At 66.7% G+C, this 17,927-nt stretch carries 14 protein-coding genes; 6 read left to right on the forward strand and 8 right to left on the reverse strand.

Annotated features, from left to right (window positions below):
- Positions 1-73 precede the first annotated feature (73 nt).
- The 4 genes from WS66_RS09015 (at position 74) to acnA (ending at position 6,339) form a co-directional block, all read left to right on the forward strand.
- Positions 74-1,078, forward strand: coding sequence for an HpcH/HpaI aldolase/citrate lyase family protein (locus tag WS66_RS09015; RefSeq protein WP_059601791.1), 1,005 nt, complete (start codon positions 74-76; stop codon positions 1,076-1,078).
- A 223-nt stretch (positions 1,079-1,301) separates the two neighbouring features.
- Positions 1,302-1,811: a hypothetical protein gene (locus WS66_RS09020; protein ID WP_059601789.1), complete on the forward strand. Its 510-nt coding sequence runs from the start codon at positions 1,302-1,304 to the stop codon at positions 1,809-1,811.
- Between the two features lie 22 nt (positions 1,812-1,833).
- Positions 1,834-3,285 carry a bifunctional 2-methylcitrate dehydratase/aconitate hydratase gene (locus tag WS66_RS09025; RefSeq protein WP_059601788.1) on the forward strand — a complete coding sequence of 484 codons (1,452 nt, stop codon included), beginning with the start codon at positions 1,834-1,836 and terminating at the stop codon, positions 3,283-3,285.
- Between the two features lie 336 nt (positions 3,286-3,621).
- Entirely contained in the window at positions 3,622-6,339 is a 2,718-nt protein-coding gene (acnA, locus tag WS66_RS09030) for an aconitate hydratase AcnA (protein WP_059601787.1), read from the forward strand.
- 122 nt (positions 6,340-6,461) lie between these two features.
- On the opposite strand, the gene WS66_RS09035 is transcribed toward acnA, so the two are convergent.
- From WS66_RS09035 to WS66_RS09045, 3 genes are read right to left on the reverse strand one after another with little or no spacing between them, the layout of a single operon-like run.
- A complete protein-coding gene (locus tag WS66_RS09035) occupies positions 6,462-6,893 on the reverse strand; it encodes a DUF1801 domain-containing protein (RefSeq protein WP_059601785.1) in 432 nt (143 codons plus the stop codon).
- Positions 6,890-7,321, reverse strand: coding sequence for an SRPBCC family protein (locus WS66_RS09040; protein ID WP_059601781.1), 432 nt, complete (start codon positions 7,319-7,321; stop codon positions 6,890-6,892). Before WS66_RS09040 ends, WS66_RS09035 begins: the two co-directional genes overlap by 4 nt.
- Positions 7,321-7,644, reverse strand: coding sequence for an ArsR/SmtB family transcription factor (locus WS66_RS09045; RefSeq protein ID WP_059601779.1), 324 nt, complete (start codon positions 7,642-7,644; stop codon positions 7,321-7,323). Before WS66_RS09045 ends, WS66_RS09040 begins: the two co-directional genes overlap by 1 nt.
- A gap of 700 nt (positions 7,645-8,344) precedes the next feature.
- Between WS66_RS09045 and WS66_RS09055 the strand changes: the two genes are divergently transcribed.
- The gene (locus tag WS66_RS09055; protein ID WP_059601777.1) at positions 8,345-10,084 is read left to right on the forward strand and encodes a S53 family peptidase; all 1,740 of its coding nucleotides are present in this window, start codon (positions 8,345-8,347) and stop codon (positions 10,082-10,084) included.
- A gap of 82 nt (positions 10,085-10,166) precedes the next feature.
- On the opposite strand, the gene WS66_RS09060 is transcribed toward WS66_RS09055, so the two are convergent.
- From WS66_RS09060 to WS66_RS09080, 5 genes are all read right to left on the reverse strand, one after another.
- Positions 10,167-11,594: an MFS transporter gene (locus WS66_RS09060; protein ID WP_082728922.1), complete on the reverse strand. Its 1,428-nt coding sequence runs from the start codon at positions 11,592-11,594 to the stop codon at positions 10,167-10,169.
- Between the two features lie 242 nt (positions 11,595-11,836).
- A complete protein-coding gene (locus tag WS66_RS09065; RefSeq protein ID WP_044845306.1) occupies positions 11,837-12,673 on the reverse strand; it encodes an ABC transporter permease in 837 nt (278 codons plus the stop codon).
- Between the two features lie 45 nt (positions 12,674-12,718).
- On the reverse strand, positions 12,719-13,975 hold the full coding sequence (locus tag WS66_RS09070; RefSeq protein WP_059601865.1) for an ABC transporter permease: 1,257 nt from the start codon (positions 13,973-13,975) through the stop codon (positions 12,719-12,721).
- 102 nt (positions 13,976-14,077) lie between these two features.
- Entirely contained in the window at positions 14,078-15,124 is a 1,047-nt protein-coding gene (locus WS66_RS09075) for an ABC transporter substrate-binding protein (protein WP_059601773.1), read from the reverse strand.
- A 78-nt stretch (positions 15,125-15,202) separates the two neighbouring features.
- Complete coding sequence (locus WS66_RS09080; RefSeq protein ID WP_059601771.1) at positions 15,203-16,294, reverse strand: ABC transporter ATP-binding protein; 1,092 nt, start codon at positions 16,292-16,294, stop codon at positions 15,203-15,205.
- 107 nt (positions 16,295-16,401) lie between these two features.
- Here WS66_RS09080 and pdxR point away from each other — a divergent pair, with 107 nt between their 5' ends.
- Positions 16,402-17,922 (forward strand): MocR-like pyridoxine biosynthesis transcription factor PdxR, encoded by a 1,521-nt coding sequence (gene pdxR / locus WS66_RS09085; RefSeq protein WP_059601769.1) that lies wholly within the window; start codon positions 16,402-16,404, stop codon positions 17,920-17,922.
- Positions 17,923-17,927 lie beyond the last annotated feature (5 nt).

The following is a 17,927-nucleotide window of genomic DNA, read 5'->3' on the forward strand; positions in this document are numbered from 1 at the left end:
GCCCCGCGCGCCGGCCCAGAACGCGCCCGAATCCGATTTTCTCCACGTTGCCCGCCTCCTTGACGTAGAAGAGATGTCCGCGCTCACTCCTGCACAAGTGCTGTACGACGGGGCGTCCCCGCCCGCGATCCTGCCCTGCTGCGATCACTACGCGGGCAGCGAGAAGCTGATGCGCAAGTCGCTCGCGCTCCAGGCCGAACTCGGCCCCGTGTTCGACATCACGCTCGACTGCGAGGACGGCGCGGCCGTCGGCCAGGAAGCCGCGCACGCGGAACTCGTCGCCGAATTCCTCGGCAGCGCCGAGAACCGCTTCGGGCGTGTCGGCGTCCGCATCCACGACTTTTCCCACCCCCACTGGCGCGACGACGTGCGCATCGTGCTGCGCGCCGCGCGCGCGCCGGCCTACGTCACGCTGCCGAAGATCGCGAGCGCCGCCGACGCGGCCGAGATGGTCGCGTTCATCGAAGGCACGCGCCGCGAGCTCGGTCTCGCGCAGCCGATCCCGGTCGACGTGCTGGTCGAGACGCACGGCGCGCTTGCGCAGGCGGCCAGCCTCGCCGCGCTGCCGCTGGTCGGCACGCTCAGCTTCGGGCTGATGGACTTCGTGTCCGCGCATCACGGCGCGATTCCCGATGCGGCGATGCGCTCGCCCGGCCAGTTCGACCACCCGCTCGTGCGCCGCGCGAAGCTGGAAATCGCCGCGGCCTGCCACGCGCACGGCAAGACGCCATCGCACAACGTGACGACGGAAGTGCGCGACATGGCCGTCGTCGCCGGCGACGCGGGCCGCGCGCGCGACGAGTTCGCGTTCACGCGGATGTGGAGCATCCATCCCGCGCAGATCCGCCCGATCGTCGACGCATTCGCGCCGCGCACCGATGAAGTCGCGCTGGCCGCCGAGATCCTGCTGGCCGCGCAGGCCGCAAACTGGGGCCCGACGCGCCACGGCGATACACTGCACGACCGCGCGAGCTACCGCTATTACTGGTCGGTGCTGCGCCGCGCGCGGGCGACCGGCCAGCCGGTGCCGGCCGAGGCTGCGCCGCTGTTCGGCCCGCCCGCCGGAGACGGGCGGTGAGCGCGCGCCGACACACGCATTTCATCGAATCACCGGAGCGTGAACCCGAGACAGGTTTGCGAAACGACAAAAAACGTAACGGAGCCCGAAAACCTGAAATATGCGCGGCCAAATAGGTGAAAATAGCGGCCGCTGCGCGCTTCCGGGGCGCGTGCAGTTTCAAACCGGCCGACGGTGTCTGCCGCCGGCCCTTGTCAACTGATTATCGAAAGGTTCTGACTCCATGAAGAAACTCCTGATCGCTACCGCCATCGGCGCGTTGTCCGCCATGATGCTGGTGTCAGCTCCGAGCGCGTTCGCCCAGGATACGGCGACGACCGCGAAGAAGACGGCCAAGCGCCCGGCGCCGGCCAAGCGCATCATCCCGCGCAGCAAGAAGGCGCAGGCGCGTGCCGCTGCCAAGGTCGATCCGGTACCGGACGGCGCGGTCAAGTGGGCCTGTAAGGAAGGCCTGTCGTTCGACCTCGCCGGCGACATGAAGCGCGACCAGGTCGTCACGGTTCACTGGGCGAAGAAGAACTACAAGCTGCCGCGTCAGGCCACGACGACGGGCGCCGACACGTTCTACGATCCGGCAGCTGGCTTCAAGCTGGTCGTGATTCCGAGCAAGGCGATGCTGTTCTCCGACGCAAACGGCGGCGAGCGCCTCGCGGACGAGTGCGTGACGTCGGAAATGGCGCAAGGCACGCCGGCACCGACGCAGTCGAACGAGCTGAAGCCGGCAACGAACTAAGCACGTTTCCCCCGGCCCCTCGATGTCCGCCCCGGTCTCCAACGTCCGCCCTGCTCCGGATACGGTACTCGTCGATATCGTCGACTACGTGCTGAACACCGGAATCGACAGCGCGCTCGCGCTGGAGACGGCGCGTCATTGCCTGATCGATACGCTCGGATGCGGACTCGAGGCGCTGTCCTACCCTGCCTGCACCAAGCTGCTCGGCCCCGTCGTGCCCGGCACGATCGTGCCGAACGGCGCGAAGGTGCCCGGCACGTCCTTCCAGCTCGATCCCGTCCAGGCCGCTTTCGACATCGGCGCGATGATCCGCTGGCTGGACTTCAACGACACCTGGCTCGCCGCCGAATGGGGCCATCCGTCCGACAACCTCGGCGGAATTCTGGCGACCGCCGACTGGCTGTCCCGCACGGCCGTCGCGGCCGGCAGGAAGCCGCTTGCCATGCGCGACGTGCTCGTCGCGATGATCCAGGCCCACGAGATCCAGGGCTGCCTCGCACTCGAAAATTCGTTCAACGCGGTCGGGCTCGACCACGTGCTGCTCGTCAAGGTCGCGTCGACGGCCGTCGTCGGCCGCCTGCTCGGACTCACGCGCGACGAGCTGATCAACGCGGTATCCAACGCATTCGTCGACGGCCAGGCGCTGCGCACGTACCGCCACGCGCCGAACACCGGTTCGCGCAAGTCGTGGGCGGCCGGCGACGCGACGTCCCGCGCGGTGCGCCTCGCGCTGATCGCGAAAACGGGTGAAATGGGCTACCCGTCGGCGCTCACCGCGAAAACCTGGGGCTTCTACGACGTGCTGTTCGACGGGCAGCCGTTCCGCTTCCAGCGCCCGTACGGCACGTACGTGATGGAGAACGTGCTGTTCAAGATCGCGTTCCCCGCCGAATTCCATGCGCAGACGGCCGCCGAGGCCGCGCTGACGCTGCACGCGCAGCTCGCCGCGGCCGGCCGCACGACCGACGAGATCAGCCGGATCACGATCCGCACGCATGCGGCCGCGATCCGCATCATCGACAAGCAGGGTCCGCTCTCCAATCCGGCCGACCGCGACCACTGCATCCAGTACATGGTCGCCGTGCCGCTGCTGTTCGGCCGGCTGACCGCGGCCGATTACGAAGACACGGTCGCCGCCGATCCGCGCATCGACGCGCTGCGCGCAAAAACCGTGTGCGTCGAGGATCCGCAGTTCACGAAGGATTACCATGACCCGGCCAAACGATCGATCGCGAATGCGCTGACGATCGAATTCGCGGATGGGTCGAAGCTTGCCGAAGTGGCGGTCGAATACCCGATCGGTCATCAGCGACGCCGTGCGGACGGCATCCCGCTCCTGGTCGAGAAGTTCAGAACCAACCTCGCCCGGCGCTTCCCGGCAAAGCAGCAACAAGCGATTCTCGACGTGTCGCTGGACCAGGCAAAGCTCGAAGCGATGCCGGTCGATGAGTACGTCGACTTGTATGTGATATAGGGGGCTGTTTGCGGATGAAACGGACATGCGAATGCCCCAAATCGGCCGCAGGACAAGAAGTGATGAGCGCCGTTTGGCCGTGCCAAACAAGTGACGAACGACGCCGTCATGCGGCCGATTTGGGGCATTCCCGTGGAATAAAGTTTAAATTTGGGGTTGCCCCGAGACAGGCCGCTCGCTGCGTCACGCTCCTTGCGAATACGTCCAGTGTTCGCTGCGTCGCAGTCCTCGCGAGCGGCCTTTCTCGGGGCAACGCATGTCCGTTTCATCCGCAAACAGCCCCCAGGTCATCTACAGGACTCTTTGTTTCCTAGCCTTAAACCCAGGAAAATCACCATGGCCCACAATCTCCACAAGACCCTCAAGGAATTCGACAGCGGTTCCGGCAAAGGCAAGTTCTACTCGCTGCCGCAGCTCGGCAAGGAACTGAAGACGAAGATCGAGCGCCTCCCGGTGTCGATCCGTATCGTGCTCGAGTCCGTGCTGCGCAACTACGACGGCAAGAAGATCACCGAAGAACACATCGAGCAGCTCGCGAACTGGAAGCCGACCGCGAAGCGCGTCGACGAGATTCCGTTCGTGGTGTCGCGCGTCGTGCTGCAGGACTTCACGGGCGTGCCGCTGCTCGCCGACATCGCGGCCATGCGTGGTGTGGCAGAGCGTTCGGGCAAGAACCCGAAGAAGATCGAGCCGCTGGTCCCGGTCGATCTCGTCGTCGATCACTCGGTCCAGATCGACTACTTCCGCCAGAAGGACGCGCTCGACCTGAACATGAAGCTGGAATTCCAGCGCAACAACGAGCGCTACCAGTTCATGAAGTGGGGCATGCAGGCGTTCGACACGTTCAAGGTCGTGCCGCCGGGCGTCGGCATCGTCCACCAGGTGAACCTCGAGTATCTCGCGCGCGGCGTCCACAAGAAGACGGACGGCGGCGACACCGTGTACTACCCGGACACACTCGTCGGCACGGACAGCCACACGACGATGATCAACGGCATCGGCGTGGTTGGCTGGGGCGTGGGCGGCATCGAGGCGGAAGCCGGCATGCTCGGCCAGCCGGTGTACTTCCTGACGCCGGACGTCGTCGGCGTCGAGCTGAAGGGCAAGCTGCGCGAAGGCGTGACGGCCACCGACCTGGTGCTGACGATCACCGAAATGCTGCGCAAGGAGAAGGTCGTCGGCAAGTTCGTCGAGTTCTTCGGCGAAGGCACGAAGTCGCTGTCGCTGCCGGACCGCGCAACGATCGGCAACATGGCGCCGGAATACGGCGCGACGATGGGCTTCTTCCCGGTCGACGAAAAGACGATCGAGTACTTCGAAGGCACCGGTCGCACGAAGGCCGAAATCGCCGCGTTCGAAAACTACTTCAAGGCACAGAAGCTGTTCGGCATCCCGAAGGCCGGCGACATCGACTACACGAAGACGGTGACGCTCGACCTGGCAACGGTCGCCCCGTCGCTGGCCGGCCCGAAGCGCCCGCAGGACCGCATCGAGATCGGCAACGTCAAGTCGACGTTCACCGACCTGTTCTCGAAGCCGGTCGCGGAAAACGGCTTCGCGAAGAAGGCGGACGACCTGAACGCGCAGTACACGACGAGCAACGGCGTCGACGTGAAGAACGGCGACGTGCTGATCGCCGCGATCACGTCGTGCACGAACACGTCGAACCCGAGCGTGCTGCTGGCCGCCGGCCTGCTCGCGAAGAAGGCCGTCGAAGCCGGCCTGACCGTCGCGCCGCACATCAAGACGTCGCTCGCGCCGGGATCGCGCATCGTCACCGAATACCTGACGAAGACGGGCCTGCTGCCCTACCTCGCGAAGCTCGGCTTCGAAGTCGCCGCCTACGGCTGCACGACCTGTATCGGCAACGCGGGCGACCTGACGCCGGAACTGAACGAAGCGATCACGAAGAACGACATCGTCGCGGCTGCGGTGCTGTCGGGCAACCGCAACTTCGAAGCGCGTATCCACCCGAACATCCGCGCGAACTTCCTCGCGTCGCCGCCGCTGGTCGTCGCCTACGCGATCGCCGGCAACATCACGCGCGACCTGATGACCGAGCCGGTCGGCAAGGGCAAGGACGGCTACGACATCTACCTCGGCGACATCTGGCCGACGAGCGAGGAAATCCACGCGCTGCTCAAGTTCGCACTCGACCCGAAGAAGTTCGAGGACAACTACTCGAAGCTGACCAAGAAGGGCGACCTCTGGAGCAAGATCGAGGGCGAAACGGGCCAGGTCTACGACTGGCCGAAGTCGACCTACATCGCCGAGCCGCCGTTCTTCGGCAACGACTTCTCGATGGAGCCGGCGGATTCGATCCCGACGGTCAAGGGCGCGCGCGCGCTGGGCATCTTCGGTGACTCGGTCACGACCGACCACATCAGCCCGGCAGGCTCGATCAAGGAAGACTCGCCGGCAGGCAAGTGGCTGAAGGAAAACGGCGTGCAGAAGGCCGACTTCAACAGCTACGGCTCGCGCCGCGGCAACCACGACGTGATGATGCGCGGCACGTTCGCGAACGTCCGGATCAAGAACCTGATGATCCCGGTGAAGGCCGACGGCACGCGCGTCGAAGGCGGCCTGACGATTCATCAACCGAGCGGCGAACAGCTGTCGATCTACGATGCGGCGATGAAGTACGTCGCGGCCGACACGCCGACCGTCGTGTTCGCGGGCGAAGAGTACGGCACGGGCTCGTCGCGCGACTGGGCGGCGAAGGGCACGCAACTGCTCGGCGTGAAGGCCGTGATCGCACGCAGCTTCGAGCGGATCCACCGCTCGAACCTGGTCGGCATGGGCGTGCTGCCGCTGCAGTTCAAGGGCTCGGACAGCGTCCAGTCGCTCGGCATCACCGGCGAGGAGACCTATGACATCGAAGGCCTCGGCGACGACTTCAAGCCGCAGCAGGACGTCACGCTCGTGATCCACCGCAAGAACGGCGAAGCGACCCGCGTACCGGTGCTGCTGCGCATCGATACGCCGATCGAAGTCGACTACTACAAGCACGGCGGTATCCTGCCGTTCGTGCTGCGCTCGCTGCTCGCAGCGTAAGCGCCCTGCCGTTGCAGGTGCCGCAGCCGCCTCGCGGGCGGTTGCGGCCGATTTGGATGCCCGACCTCGTGTCGGGCTTTTTTTGCCTGCTCGCTACGCGATGCCGTCGCTTGTCCGGCGTGTCACGCCGCCTTGCCGCCGCGCGCCTTCGCGCCCGCTCCTCGCGTGTTCTTCCTCAGGTGGGTGCGGTTGTATTCGATCGCCGCGCGCACGAGGGCCTTCAGCGCCCGCTTGTCGATCCGGTCGCCTTCGAGGAAATCGATCGCGCGCCGCGCATTGCCTTCGAGGCCCGCATTGAACAGCCCGCCAGGATCGGGCAGCTGTGCGCCGTGCATGAACGTCAGCTTCACCTTGCCCTTGTGCGCATTCGCGACCGCGATCATCCCGTCGCACGACCACACCGGGCTGCCCATCCATTTCCATTCCTCGACGATGCCGTCTTCGGCAGCAAGGATCGTCTCGCGCAGCTCGGCGAACGTCTTGCCTCGCCAGTCGGTGATTCCCGCGATCAGCGCGTCGATGCGTGCCGACGGCTCCAGGTCCGATGCGCTCATGCCCCGGCCTCCGATTCTCCATCGGGCCGCGCCAGCACCTGTTCGAGCGATTCGAAGAACCGTACCCAGCCGTGCTGCGCGCCGCGATACGCCTGTTCCTGATCTGCGCGGAAGCCGGCCTGCTCCATGCGCAGCAGCGTGCCACCCGGCGTCGGCGTGAGCGTCCACGTGACGACACTTTCCAGGCCATACGCGGCCCATGTATAGGACAGCACGCGCTGCGGCTCGATCGTCAGCACCGTGCAGTCGACCGAACCCCAGTCCGCGCGGAAACTGAACGCGCGGCCCGCGACGGGCTCGAAGTCGCTCTGCATCAGCCACGCCTCGATCAGGTGCGGTTGCGTAAGCGCACGCCAGATCTTCTCCGGCGAATGCGACAGCTCCCGTTCGACGACGACGGAGCGCGTTTCGGTAGTGGCCTGGTTCATTACTGATCCATCCTTTTGAGCAGATCTTCGAGGGCGTCGAACCGGGTCTGCCAGAAGCCGGCCATCTGGCTGGTCCAGTCGATCAACGGAGTCAGCGCCTGCGGCTGCGCGCTGTAGTGCGTCTGCCGGCCTTCGTGACGGTCGCTCACGAGCCCGGCCTGCTTCAGTACGCCCAGATGCTTCGATACTGCCGGCTGCGACACGCCCGCATGGGCCGTGAGCGCGGCGACCGTCAACTCGCCCTCCTCGCACAGCCGCTCGAAGAGCGCGCGGCGCGTCGGATCAGCAAGTGTCCTGAAAAGCATGTCGTGAGCGCGTTGCATGTCCTGATTAATAACCCGTTGGTTATGGATTGAAGAATAGCCGCCGAACGAAATGCGTCAAGGAGGCGTTTCGCTGCGACATCGTTCGATCCCGAAGCGCGCTCGTTCGCCGGAGCGAGCCGCGCGGCAACGAACCGGCTCGCGATGGACATCCGGCGCGCGCCGAGTCGGCGCCATCGCCCGCATTCGAGTATTTCCTCTAATCCGCTCACCTGACCCGCGCACCGAAAGCACGCTGCAAGACTCGGCTACGGGCTGTTCCACAGTTCGGGAAACGCTCGCGATCGACCGGCCCCTTTTTTGTGCATCCGCGCGTCGCGGCGGCGTCGCGTTGCCATCATGGCGGCACCTGACCACATAGTGCAACGCGCGGCGCACCCGCGCCCGATCGCACGCGAAGCGCTCTCGCGGCGATTCGCTCCGCAATCGCGCGCATTCCGAACCCGCAACGAACGAGTCGTGCGTGCAAACGTCGTCGACCGCAGCGCGATCGCGTCGCGAACCGGTTCCCTTTTCCGGCATCGATGCCGCGTGTATCGACGACGCCGGCGCATGCGCGCGAACACGCCGATGTCAGAACTGACAGCTATGGAAACTGGCAGCTACCGGAACGGCACCGACGCCCTACGCTCGTCACCGCTCGCGGCCCCACAAGGGCCGGAGGCTCCAGCAACGTCGTCTCTCCTAAAAAGGACTCCCGATGAAAAGGAACGCCCGGTTTGCCCTGCCCCTTCCGTCGCCCCGCCGCCTTGCATGCGTGTGGCCGCTCGTGCTCGCCGCCGGCGCCGCACACGCGACGACGGACTGGGTCGATACCCACACGAAGGCCTTTCTGACCGGCCCGCAGTTGATGGCGCGCAGCGCGGCGCCGTCGCTCGAACTCGCGGCCGGCGAGACGACCGACGTCGTCGTCAGCCTGAAGCTGCGCAATGCCGCGCAGCTCAAGCAGCTCGCGCACGACGTGAACCGGCCCGGCAACGCGCATTACCGCCAGTACCTGACGCACGAGCAGTTCCTCGCCAGCTACGCGCCGACCGACGCGCAGGTGAAGTCGGTCGTCGACTATCTGCGCAAGAGCGGCTTCGTGAACATCGAGGTCGCGCCGAACCGGCTGCTGGTGTCCGCGCGCGGCACGGCAGGAACGGTGAAAACCGCGTTCAACACGTCGCTCGTGCACTTCCAGTACGCGGGCCGCTCGGGCTTCGCGAACGCATCGACCGCCCAGGTGCCACGCGCGCTCGGCGACGTCGTCGGTTCGGTGCTCGGGCTGCAGAACGTCGCGCGTGCGCATCCGATGCTGCGCGTCGGCAACGTGGCGAAGCCGCAGGCGCTCGCGGCCGGCACGGCCACCGGCCACTATCCGAAGGAATTCCCGGGCCTCTACAACGCGACCGGCGTGCCGACCGCGGCCGGCGTGACCGTCGGCATCATCACGATCGGCGGCGTGTCGCAGACACTGCAGGACCTGAAGCAGTTCACGTCGAGCAACGGTTACGGCACGGTCACGACCCAGACCGTCAAGACCAACGGCACCGGCACGAGCGGCAGCTACAGCGACGACCAGGACGGCCAGGGCGAATGGGATCTCGACAGCCAGTCGATCGTGGGCTCGGCCGGCGGCCAGGTCGGCAAGCTGGTGTTCTACATGGCGGACCTGAACGCCTCAGGCAACACGGGCCTCACGCAAGCGTTCAACCGCGCGGTGTCGGACAACACCGCGAAGGTGATCAACGTGTCGCTCGGCTGGTGCGAAACCGACGCGAACGCGGACGGCACGATCGACGCCGAAGAGCAGATCTTCACGACGGCTGCCGCGCAGGGCCAGACGTTCTCGGTATCGTCGGGCGACGAAGGCGTGTACGAGTGCAACAACCGCGGCTATCCGGACGGCGCGAACTACACGGTGTCGTGGCCGGCTGCGTCGCCGCACGTGCTCGCGATCGGCGGCACGACGCTGTACACCACGTCCGCGGGCGCATTCTCGAACGAAACGGTGTGGAACGAAGGCCTCGACGGGAACGGCAAGCTGTGGGCCACGGGCGGCGGCGTCAGCACGGTCCTCCCGGCACCGGCGTGGCAGTCGGGCAGCAATCGTCAGTTGCCCGACGTGTCGTTCGACGCCGCGCAAAGCACGGGCGCGTACATCTACAACTATGGCCAGCTGCAGCAGATCGGCGGCACGAGCCTCGCCGCGCCGATCTTCACCGGTTTCTGGGCGCGTCTGCTCGCGGCGAACGGCACGGGTCTCGGCTTCCCGGCCGGCAAGTTCTATGCGGACATTCCGTCGAACCCGTCGCTCGTGCGCTATGACGTCGTGTCGGGGAACAACGGCTATCAGGGGTACGGCTACAACGCAGGCACCGGCTGGGATCTGACGACCGGCTTCGGCAGCCTGAACATCGCGAACCTCAACAAGCTGATCCAGACGGGCGGCTTCTGAGCGTGATGCGAAGGCCGGCGCGCGGCGGTCGTTTGCCGCGCGCCGGCCGGGAAACTCTCGGGCAGCGGTCGCGCACGGAGCGCTACTCCGTCGCCCGCTCCTTCGCCGGCGTCGCCGCGACCGATGCGACCGGCGCGCCGGCCCGATGCGACGGCGCGAAGAGCCGCAGCCCACTCGCGACGCTCGCGGCGCCGGCAAAGCCCGCACCGAGCATCAGCGCGAGCGTCGGCCCGTGACGCCCGGCGATCCCGAACGACAGCGCGACGAGCGCCGCGCCGGTCGCCTGCCCGATCAGCCGCGCGGTCGCGATGATGCCGCTCGCGCCGCCGCTGCGCTCGGGCGGCGCGCTCGACATCAACGCCTTCAGGTTCGGCGACTGGAAGAAGCCGAAGCCCGCGCCGCACAGCATCATCCGCCAGCCGATGTCGACGACGTTCGGCGCCGCCGGCAGCGCGGCGAGCGACACCATTCCCGCGCTCAGCAGTGCGAGCCCGATCGCGCCGAGCAATCCGGGAGGATAACGATCGGACAGCCGGCCCGCGATCGGTGCGGCGAGCGCGACGATCGCCGACCATGGCGTCATCAGGAAGCCAGTCTCCACCGCGTCGCGATGCAGCACGGTTTCGAAGTAGAACGGCAGCGATACGAACGCGAGCCCCTGCGCGGCGAACGCGCACACGGCCGTCAGCGCGGACAGCGTGAACACCGGCCGGCGGAACAGGTCCACCGGCAGCATCGGTGCCGGGTGCCCGGCCTGGCGGCGGATCAGCAGCGACCCGAACGCGAGCGCGACCGCGGCAGCCGCGAACACGACGGACAGCGGCCCGCGCTGCGCGAATTCGCCGAGCGCGAAGATCAGTGATGCGAACGTGATCACGTTGAACAGCGCGGCGAGCGGATCGAATGCATGCTTGCCGCGCGCCGTCTTCGGCAGCGACGGAATCGCCACGGCAAGCGCGAGCACGCCGAGCGGCACGTTCACCGCGAACAGCCACGGCCATGCGGCCACCGACAGGATCAGCGACGCGATCGTCGGCCCCACGGCGAACGACACGCCGACGACCAGTGCGTTGAAGCCGACGCCGCGCCCGAGCCGGTGCGCGGGAAACAGGTTGCGGATCAGCGCGACGTTCACGCTCATGATCGCGCTCGCGCCGAAGCCCTGCACGATCCGCGCCGCTGTCAGCTGCGGCAGCGTCGCCGCGAGCGAGCAGCCGAGCGACGCGAGCGTGAACACCGCGAGGCCCGCGACATACACGCGCTTGTGACCGACGATGTCGCCGAGCGACGCGAACGGCAGCAGCGTCGCGACCATCGCGAGCTGGTAGGCGTTGATGATCCACACCGACGCGGCCGGCGACGCGTGCAGGTCGGTGGCGATCGCGGGCAGCGCGGTGTTCGCGATTGCCGTGTCGAGCGTCGCGAGCGCGACGGCCAGCAGCACGGCGGACATCGCGCGCCAGTTGACGGCCGGCTCCCGGGCGCCGGCAGGGGATGCGAATTCGGACAAGATGAGGCTCGGCTGACTGGCGACGCGCGGCGTCGCGGATTGAGCGGCGCGGCACCGGGCACCCCCTGCTGCAAGAACGGAACGCGCGGCATCGCGAGCCGTATTGTTGCAGAGCCTCATCGAGCGTGCAGGCAACCGCGTCGCCAGTCAGCGAAACGAAAGCTTCCGTGCGCCGCGTCGAGTGCGCGGTATCGTTGAGACCGCAACGATCGACGATACGGCGGCCGCTGTGGTTCCGGCCGTCAAGACACCGCGCGTCGCGCGTTGCGGCCGCGCAGCCATTCGAGCGCGAGCAGCAGGCTCGTCGAGAAGATGATCAGGATCGTTGCGAGCGCGGCGATCGTCGGGCTGATGTTCTCGCGAATGCCGGTGAACATCTGGCGCGGCAGCGTCGTCTGGTCCGCGCCCGCGAGGAACAGCGTGACGACGACTTCGTCGAACGACGTCGCGAACGCGAACAGCGCACCCGACATCACGCCCGGCGCGATCACCGGCAGCGTCACGCGGAAGAACGTCGTGACGGGATTCGCGCCGAGCGACAAGCTCGCACGCACCAGGTTCTGGTTGAAGCCCTGCAGCGTCGCGGCCACCGTCGTCACGACGAACGGCACGCCGAGCGCCGCGTGCGCGGCGATCAGCCCCGTGTAGGTATTCGCGAGGCCGAGCGGCGCGAAGAACAGGTACATGCCGACGCCGACCACGACCACAGGTACGATCATCGGCGACAGCAGCACGGCCATCAGGAGCCCCTTGCCGCGGAAGTCCGCCTTCGTGAGGCCGATCGCGGCGAGCGTGCCGAGCACGGTCGCGACGACGGTCGCCGACGGCGCGACGATGAAACTGTTCTTCGCGGCCATCCGCCACTCGTCCGATGCGATCAGGTTCTCGTACCAGCGCGTCGAGAAGCCCGGAATCGGATAGACGAGGAACGTGCTCGACGAAAACGACAGCGGCACGATGGCAAGCACCGGCAGGATCAGGTACAGCAGCGTCAGCACGACGAGCACGCGTAGCGCGACATACCACGCGCGCTCGGCGAACGACATGTGCGGCGCGAATAGCGGCCTGGCGAGTTTCATGGTCGGCATCTCTTCCCGTTTCGTTGCGTGTTGCTGCCCGGGCGCTCAGCCGAGGCTCACGTTGGTGCGCGTGAAGCGCCCGTACACCGCATACAGCACCAGCGTCGCCGCGAGCAGCAGCCCGCCGAGCGCGCACGCCATGCCCCAGTTGATCGTCACGTTCGTGAAGTACGCGACGTAGTAGCTGATCATCTGGTCGCTCGGCCCGCCGAGCAGCGCGGGTGTGATGTAGTAGCCGATCGCCAGGATGAACACGAGCAGCGCGCCGGCGCCGACGCCCGGATAAGTCTGCGGCACGTACACGCGCCAGAACGCGGCGAACGGATGGCTGCCGAGCGACACGGCCGCACGCTGGTAAGTCGGCGGGATCGACTTCATCACGCTGTAGAGCGGCAGGATCATGAACGGCAGCAGGATGTGCGTCATCGAGATGTACACGCCGACGCGATTGAACAGCAGCGTCAGCGGATGCGAGATCAGCCCGCTGCCGATCAGTGCCGTGTTGATGAGCCCTTCGCTCTGCAGCAGCACGATCCACGCGGCGACGCGCACGAGCACCGAGGTCCAGAACGGAATCAGCACGAGGATCATCACGAGGTTCGCGCGGCGCTCCGACAGCGTCGAGATCCAGTACGCGAGCGGATAGCCGAGCAACAGCGCGAACAGCGTGACCGCGACGCCGATCACGAACGTGCGGCCGAAGATCGAGAGATAGATCGACTGATCGGGATCGGCCTGCACGATCTGGCCGAAGCCGTCCTGCTTGTGGTCGAGCGCGGCGAGCAGGTAGAACGGCGACAGCTGGCTACCGTTCTTTGCGATCGACTGCCAGTACGCAACGTCGCCCCAGCGCGAATCGAGGTCGATCAGTTTCGCGCGCGTTTGCGCGGGCGTCAGTGCCGCGTCGTTGTCGCCTTTCAGCGGCATCGCGCGCGCCGTCTTCGCGACGAGCGAGCGGTAGCCGGGAATCTCGGTGTTCAGGCGCCGCGCGAGTGCGCCCATCGCCTCGCTGTCGGCGACCTTCGTCATGTCGGCCGCGAGCGCGACGTACGCGGCGTCGGCCGGCGGCGCCTTGCGGTCCCATCCCGACAGCGCGGCGATCGTGTTCGGCAGCGCGGTCGCGATCTCGGGGTTCTGCACCGCGCGCGTGAGCAGCGTGCCGATCGGCACGACGAAAATGAGCAGCAGGAAGATCGCGAGCGGCGCGATCAGCAGCAACGCCATCGTGCGCTTGCGGGCCTCGGCGGCCTTCAGCTCGCGCTTGAGCGCGGCTGACGACGGCGAGGAAGGAGCGATCGTCATCGTGTTCAACGGTTCTCTCCGGCCGGGCTCGATCCGGCGGAATGCCGCACGACGCAATCGATGCGCCGCGCGGCAGGTTGCATCAGGACACCTGAGTAGCGGTTACTTCGTCGCCCACGCGGCGAAGCGCTGCTCGAGCTCGTCGCTGTGGTCGGTCCAGAAGCCGATGTCCTCCAGCACCGCGTTCTTGCCGTTGGCCGGCGAGTTCGGCAGGTTCGCGAGCGTCTTCGCGTCGAGCGACTTGATCGCCGCGACGTTCGCGGGGCCGTACGCGATGTGCTGCGCATACCCTTGCTGCGGCTTCGGCGTCAGCGTGTACGCGATGTACTGCTCGGCCAGCGCCTTGTTCGGCGAGCCCTTCGGAATCGCCCAGTAGTCGAGGTCGTAGATGCTGCCGTTCCACACGACCTTCAGGTTCTTGCCTTCCTTCTGCGCGGCGTCGATACGGCCGTTGTACGCGGTCGACATTACGACGTCGCCGGCCACCAGGAACTGCGGCGGCTGCGCGCCCGCTTCCCACCACTGGATGTACGGCTTCAGCTCGTCGAGCTTCTTGAACGCGCGGTCCTGGCCGGCCTTCGTGCCGAGCACCTTGTACACGTCCTTCGGCGCGACGCCGTCGGCCATCAGCGCAAACTCGAGGTTGTAGCGCGCGCCCTTGCGCATGCCGCGCTTGCCGGGGAATTTCTTCACGTTCCAGAAATCGGCCCAGCCGGTCGGCGCGGTCTTCAGCTTGTCCGCGTTGTACGACAGCGCGGTCGACCACACGAAGAAGCCGACGCCGCACACCTGCGGCGATTCGGGAATCAGGTCGGACTTCTTCGCGATCTTCGACCAGTCGAGCTTCTCGTACAACCCTTCGTCGCAGCCGCGGTTCAGGTCCCCCGATTCGACTTCGACCACGTCCCAGTTGACGTGCTTCGCCTCGACCATCGCCTTCACTTTCGCCTGCTCGCCGTTGTACTCGACGGCCGTGACCTTGTTGCCGGTCGCCTTTTCGAACGGCTGGTTGAATGCGGCCTTCTGCGCGTCGCCGTTCGCGCCGCCGAAGTTGACGACCGTGAGTTCGGCCGCGGTGGCCGATGCGCCGACGACGGCGAGCGCCAGTGCGAGCGCAGTGCGACGCGCGGTAGAGCTTGCTCCGTTCATGATGGTTCCTCTCCTCTCGTGGTGGAAGTGGGCAGTTGTTGTTGACGACGTGCTGCGATAAAGCGGGAAAACCTTGCGTCAGGCGAATATGCGCAGATGCTCGGGCGCGAATGCGAGCGATACCGGCGCGCCGGGCGAGAACGCATCGAGCGCGCCCGTGCCGAGCGGCACCTTCACGAAGCATTCGTCCTGGCCGGGCAGCGCGCAGCGCATGCGCACGTGATCGCCGAAATAGATGAGGCTGCGCGCTTCGCCGGTCACGCGGTTGGCGGTGCCGTTCGCGTGCCCGTTCGCGAGGCTCATGCGTTCGGGGCGGATGCACGCGACGGCCGGCGCGCCCTCAGCTGCGTCGCCGATGCGGCGACCGACGAGCTGCGTGCCGTCGTCGAGCCGGAATTCGCAGAATTCGCCGTCGACGCGCGCGATGGTGCCGCGCAGCCGGTTGCTGTCACCGATGAAGTTCGCGACGAATTCATTGCACGGCGATTCGTACAGGCGATCGACGGTATCGAGCTGCTGCACGATGCCCTTGTCGAACACGGCGACGCGATCGGACATCGTCAGCGCCTCGCCCTGGTCGTGCGTCACGTAGACGAAGGTCACGCCGAGCTTCTCGTGCAGCGCCTTCAGTTCGTACTGCATGTGTTCGCGCAACTGCTTGTCGAGCGCGCCGAGCGGCTCGTCCATCAGCACGAGCTTCGGCTCGAACACGAGCGCCCGCGCGAGCGCGATGCGCTGCTGCTGGCCGCCCGACAACTGCGCCGGATAGCGTTTCGCGAAACGCTCCATCTGCACCATCTTCAGCGCATGCGCGACGCGCTCCGCGCGCTCGGCCGCCGGCAGCTTGCGCACCGAGAGCGGATACGCGACGTTCTGCTCGACCGTCAGGTGCGGAAACAGCGCGTAGTTCTGGAACACCATGCCGATGTTGCGCTTGTGCGGCGGCACGGTGTTCAGCAGTTCGCCGTCGAGGCGGATCTCGCCGCCCGTCGGAAACTCGAAGCCCGCCAGCATCATGAGGCAGGTGGTCTTGCCCGAGCCGGAGGGCCCGAGCAGCGTCAGGAATTCCCCTCGGTGGATATCGAGGTCGAGCGATTTGACGACCAGCGTCTCCCCGTCGTAGGTCTTCCGCACGCCGCGAAAGCTGACGATCACATCATCGGACTTCATCGTGGCTGTCCCCTTGCTGCGCGACAAACGTTTTTGAGATGAACCCACTATACGGTGCGTACGGTTCTACAATAGGGAACCATTTCAATATTCCTAGTAGGACCACTTTGGATACCGTGATCCTGGCCGACTGGCTCTCCGCCCGTCTCGACCGCAGCTCGTCCGAGCCGATGTACCGGCAGTTGCTGCAACTGATGCAGCAAGCGATTCTTACCGGAGAATTAGGGCCGGGGACAAAGCTGCCCAGTTCGCGCACCCTTGCGGCAGACCTGTCGATCGCGCGCAATACCGTGCTGCACGTGTACGACCAGCTGACGGCCGAAGGCTATGTGCTGACGACGACCGGGAGCGGCACCTACGTGGCCGACACGCGCCCGGACGCGGCCGCGATCCGCGTGCCGGGCGCCGCGCCGCCGTCCGACGCCGGTGCGGCGGCGCAGCAGGACGCGCAAGGCAGCCTGTCGATGCGGGGCCGGCAGTTGATCGAGCATGCGGGCGTGTCGCGGCGCCAGTGGGGCGCGTTCATGCCGGGCGTGCCGGATGTGTCGGAATTCCCGAGCCGGACATGGAGCCGCCTGCAGGCGCGCCTGTGGAAAGAAGCGAATCCCGAATTGCTGACCTATTCGCCGGGCGGCGGCTACCGGCCGCTGCGCCGTGCGCTCGCCGACTACCTGCGCGTCGCGCGCTCGGTCAAATGCTCGCCGGACCAGGTGATCATCACGACCGGCATCCACCAGTCGATCGACCTCGCGGTGCGGCTGCTATCCGACATCGGCGATCGTGCGTGGGTCGAGGAGCCGTGCTACTGGGGCGTGCGCAGCGTGCTGCAGGCGACCGGCCTCGCGCTCACGCCGGTGCCGGTCGACCAGGAAGGCATCGATCCGAGCGCGAGCGACATGCAGCATCCGCCGCGGCTCGTGCTTGTCACGCCGTCGCACCAGTATCCGCTCGGGATGGTGATGAGCCTCGCACGGCGCCGGATGCTGCTCGAGTACGCGCGCCAGCATCGCTGCTGGATCATCGAGGACGACTACGACAGCGAATTCCGCTACGGCAGCCGCCCGCTCGCGTCGCTGCAGGGGCTCGACGACGGCGGCCGCGTGATCTACGTCGGCAGCCTGGGCAAGATGCTGTTCCCGGGCCTGCGGATGGGTTACATGGTCGTGCCGGAGCATCTTGTCGACACGTTTCGCACCGGGTTGTCGGAACTGTATCGCGAGGGCCAGCTGATGCAGCAGGCCGTGCTCGCCGAATTCATCATGGACGGGCACCTGACTTCACACGTCAGGCGGATGCGCACGCTGTACGGCGAGCGCCGGCAATTGCTGATCGATGCGATCCATGCGCGCTTCGGCGATGCGCTGCCCGTGATGGGCGACGAGGCCGGCCTGCATCTGGTGCTCGGCCTGCCCGACACGTGCGACGATCGCGCGGTCACGCAAAGCGCATTCGACGCGGGTGTGATCGTGCGCCCGCTGACCAGCTACTACAGCAGCCTGGACACCGCGCGGCGCGGGCTGCTGCTCGGCTATGCGTGCGTCGCGCACGAAGGCATCGGCCCCGCGTTCGACACGCTCGCGGCTGCCATCGAACAGCATCTGCCGCGGCACTTCACGCGCGCGGCATGACCGCG

The sequence above is a fragment of the Burkholderia sp. LA-2-3-30-S1-D2 genome, from assembly GCF_001523915.2.
GTDB classification, from domain to species: Bacteria; Pseudomonadota; Gammaproteobacteria; order Burkholderiales; family Burkholderiaceae; genus Burkholderia; species Burkholderia diffusa.

Excerpts from the sequence above, each read along its gene's own strand:
- WS66_RS09015 (WP_059601791.1), top strand. The coding sequence starts at position 74 with ATGTCCGCGCTCACTCCTGCACAAGTGCTGTACGACGGGGCGTCCCCG.
- WS66_RS09020 (WP_059601789.1), top strand. The coding sequence starts at position 1,302 with ATGAAGAAACTCCTGATCGCTACCGCCATCGGCGCGTTGTCCGCCATG.
- WS66_RS09025 (WP_059601788.1), top strand. The coding sequence starts at position 1,834 with ATGTCCGCCCCGGTCTCCAACGTCCGCCCTGCTCCGGATACGGTACTC.
- acnA (WP_059601787.1), top strand. The coding sequence starts at position 3,622 with ATGGCCCACAATCTCCACAAGACCCTCAAGGAATTCGACAGCGGTTCC.
- WS66_RS09035 (WP_059601785.1), bottom strand. The coding sequence starts at position 6,893 with ATGAGCGCATCGGACCTGGAGCCGTCGGCACGCATCGACGCGCTGATC.
- WS66_RS09040 (WP_059601781.1), bottom strand. The coding sequence starts at position 7,321 with ATGAACCAGGCCACTACCGAAACGCGCTCCGTCGTCGTCGAACGGGAG.
- WS66_RS09045 (WP_059601779.1), bottom strand. The coding sequence starts at position 7,644 with ATGCAACGCGCTCACGACATGCTTTTCAGGACACTTGCTGATCCGACG.
- WS66_RS09055 (WP_059601777.1), top strand. The coding sequence starts at position 8,345 with ATGAAAAGGAACGCCCGGTTTGCCCTGCCCCTTCCGTCGCCCCGCCGC.
- WS66_RS09065 (WP_044845306.1), bottom strand. The coding sequence starts at position 12,673 with ATGAAACTCGCCAGGCCGCTATTCGCGCCGCACATGTCGTTCGCCGAG.
- WS66_RS09070 (WP_059601865.1), bottom strand. The coding sequence starts at position 13,975 with ATGACGATCGCTCCTTCCTCGCCGTCGTCAGCCGCGCTCAAGCGCGAG.
- WS66_RS09075 (WP_059601773.1), bottom strand. The coding sequence starts at position 15,124 with ATGAACGGAGCAAGCTCTACCGCGCGTCGCACTGCGCTCGCACTGGCG.
- WS66_RS09080 (WP_059601771.1), bottom strand. The coding sequence starts at position 16,294 with ATGAAGTCCGATGATGTGATCGTCAGCTTTCGCGGCGTGCGGAAGACC.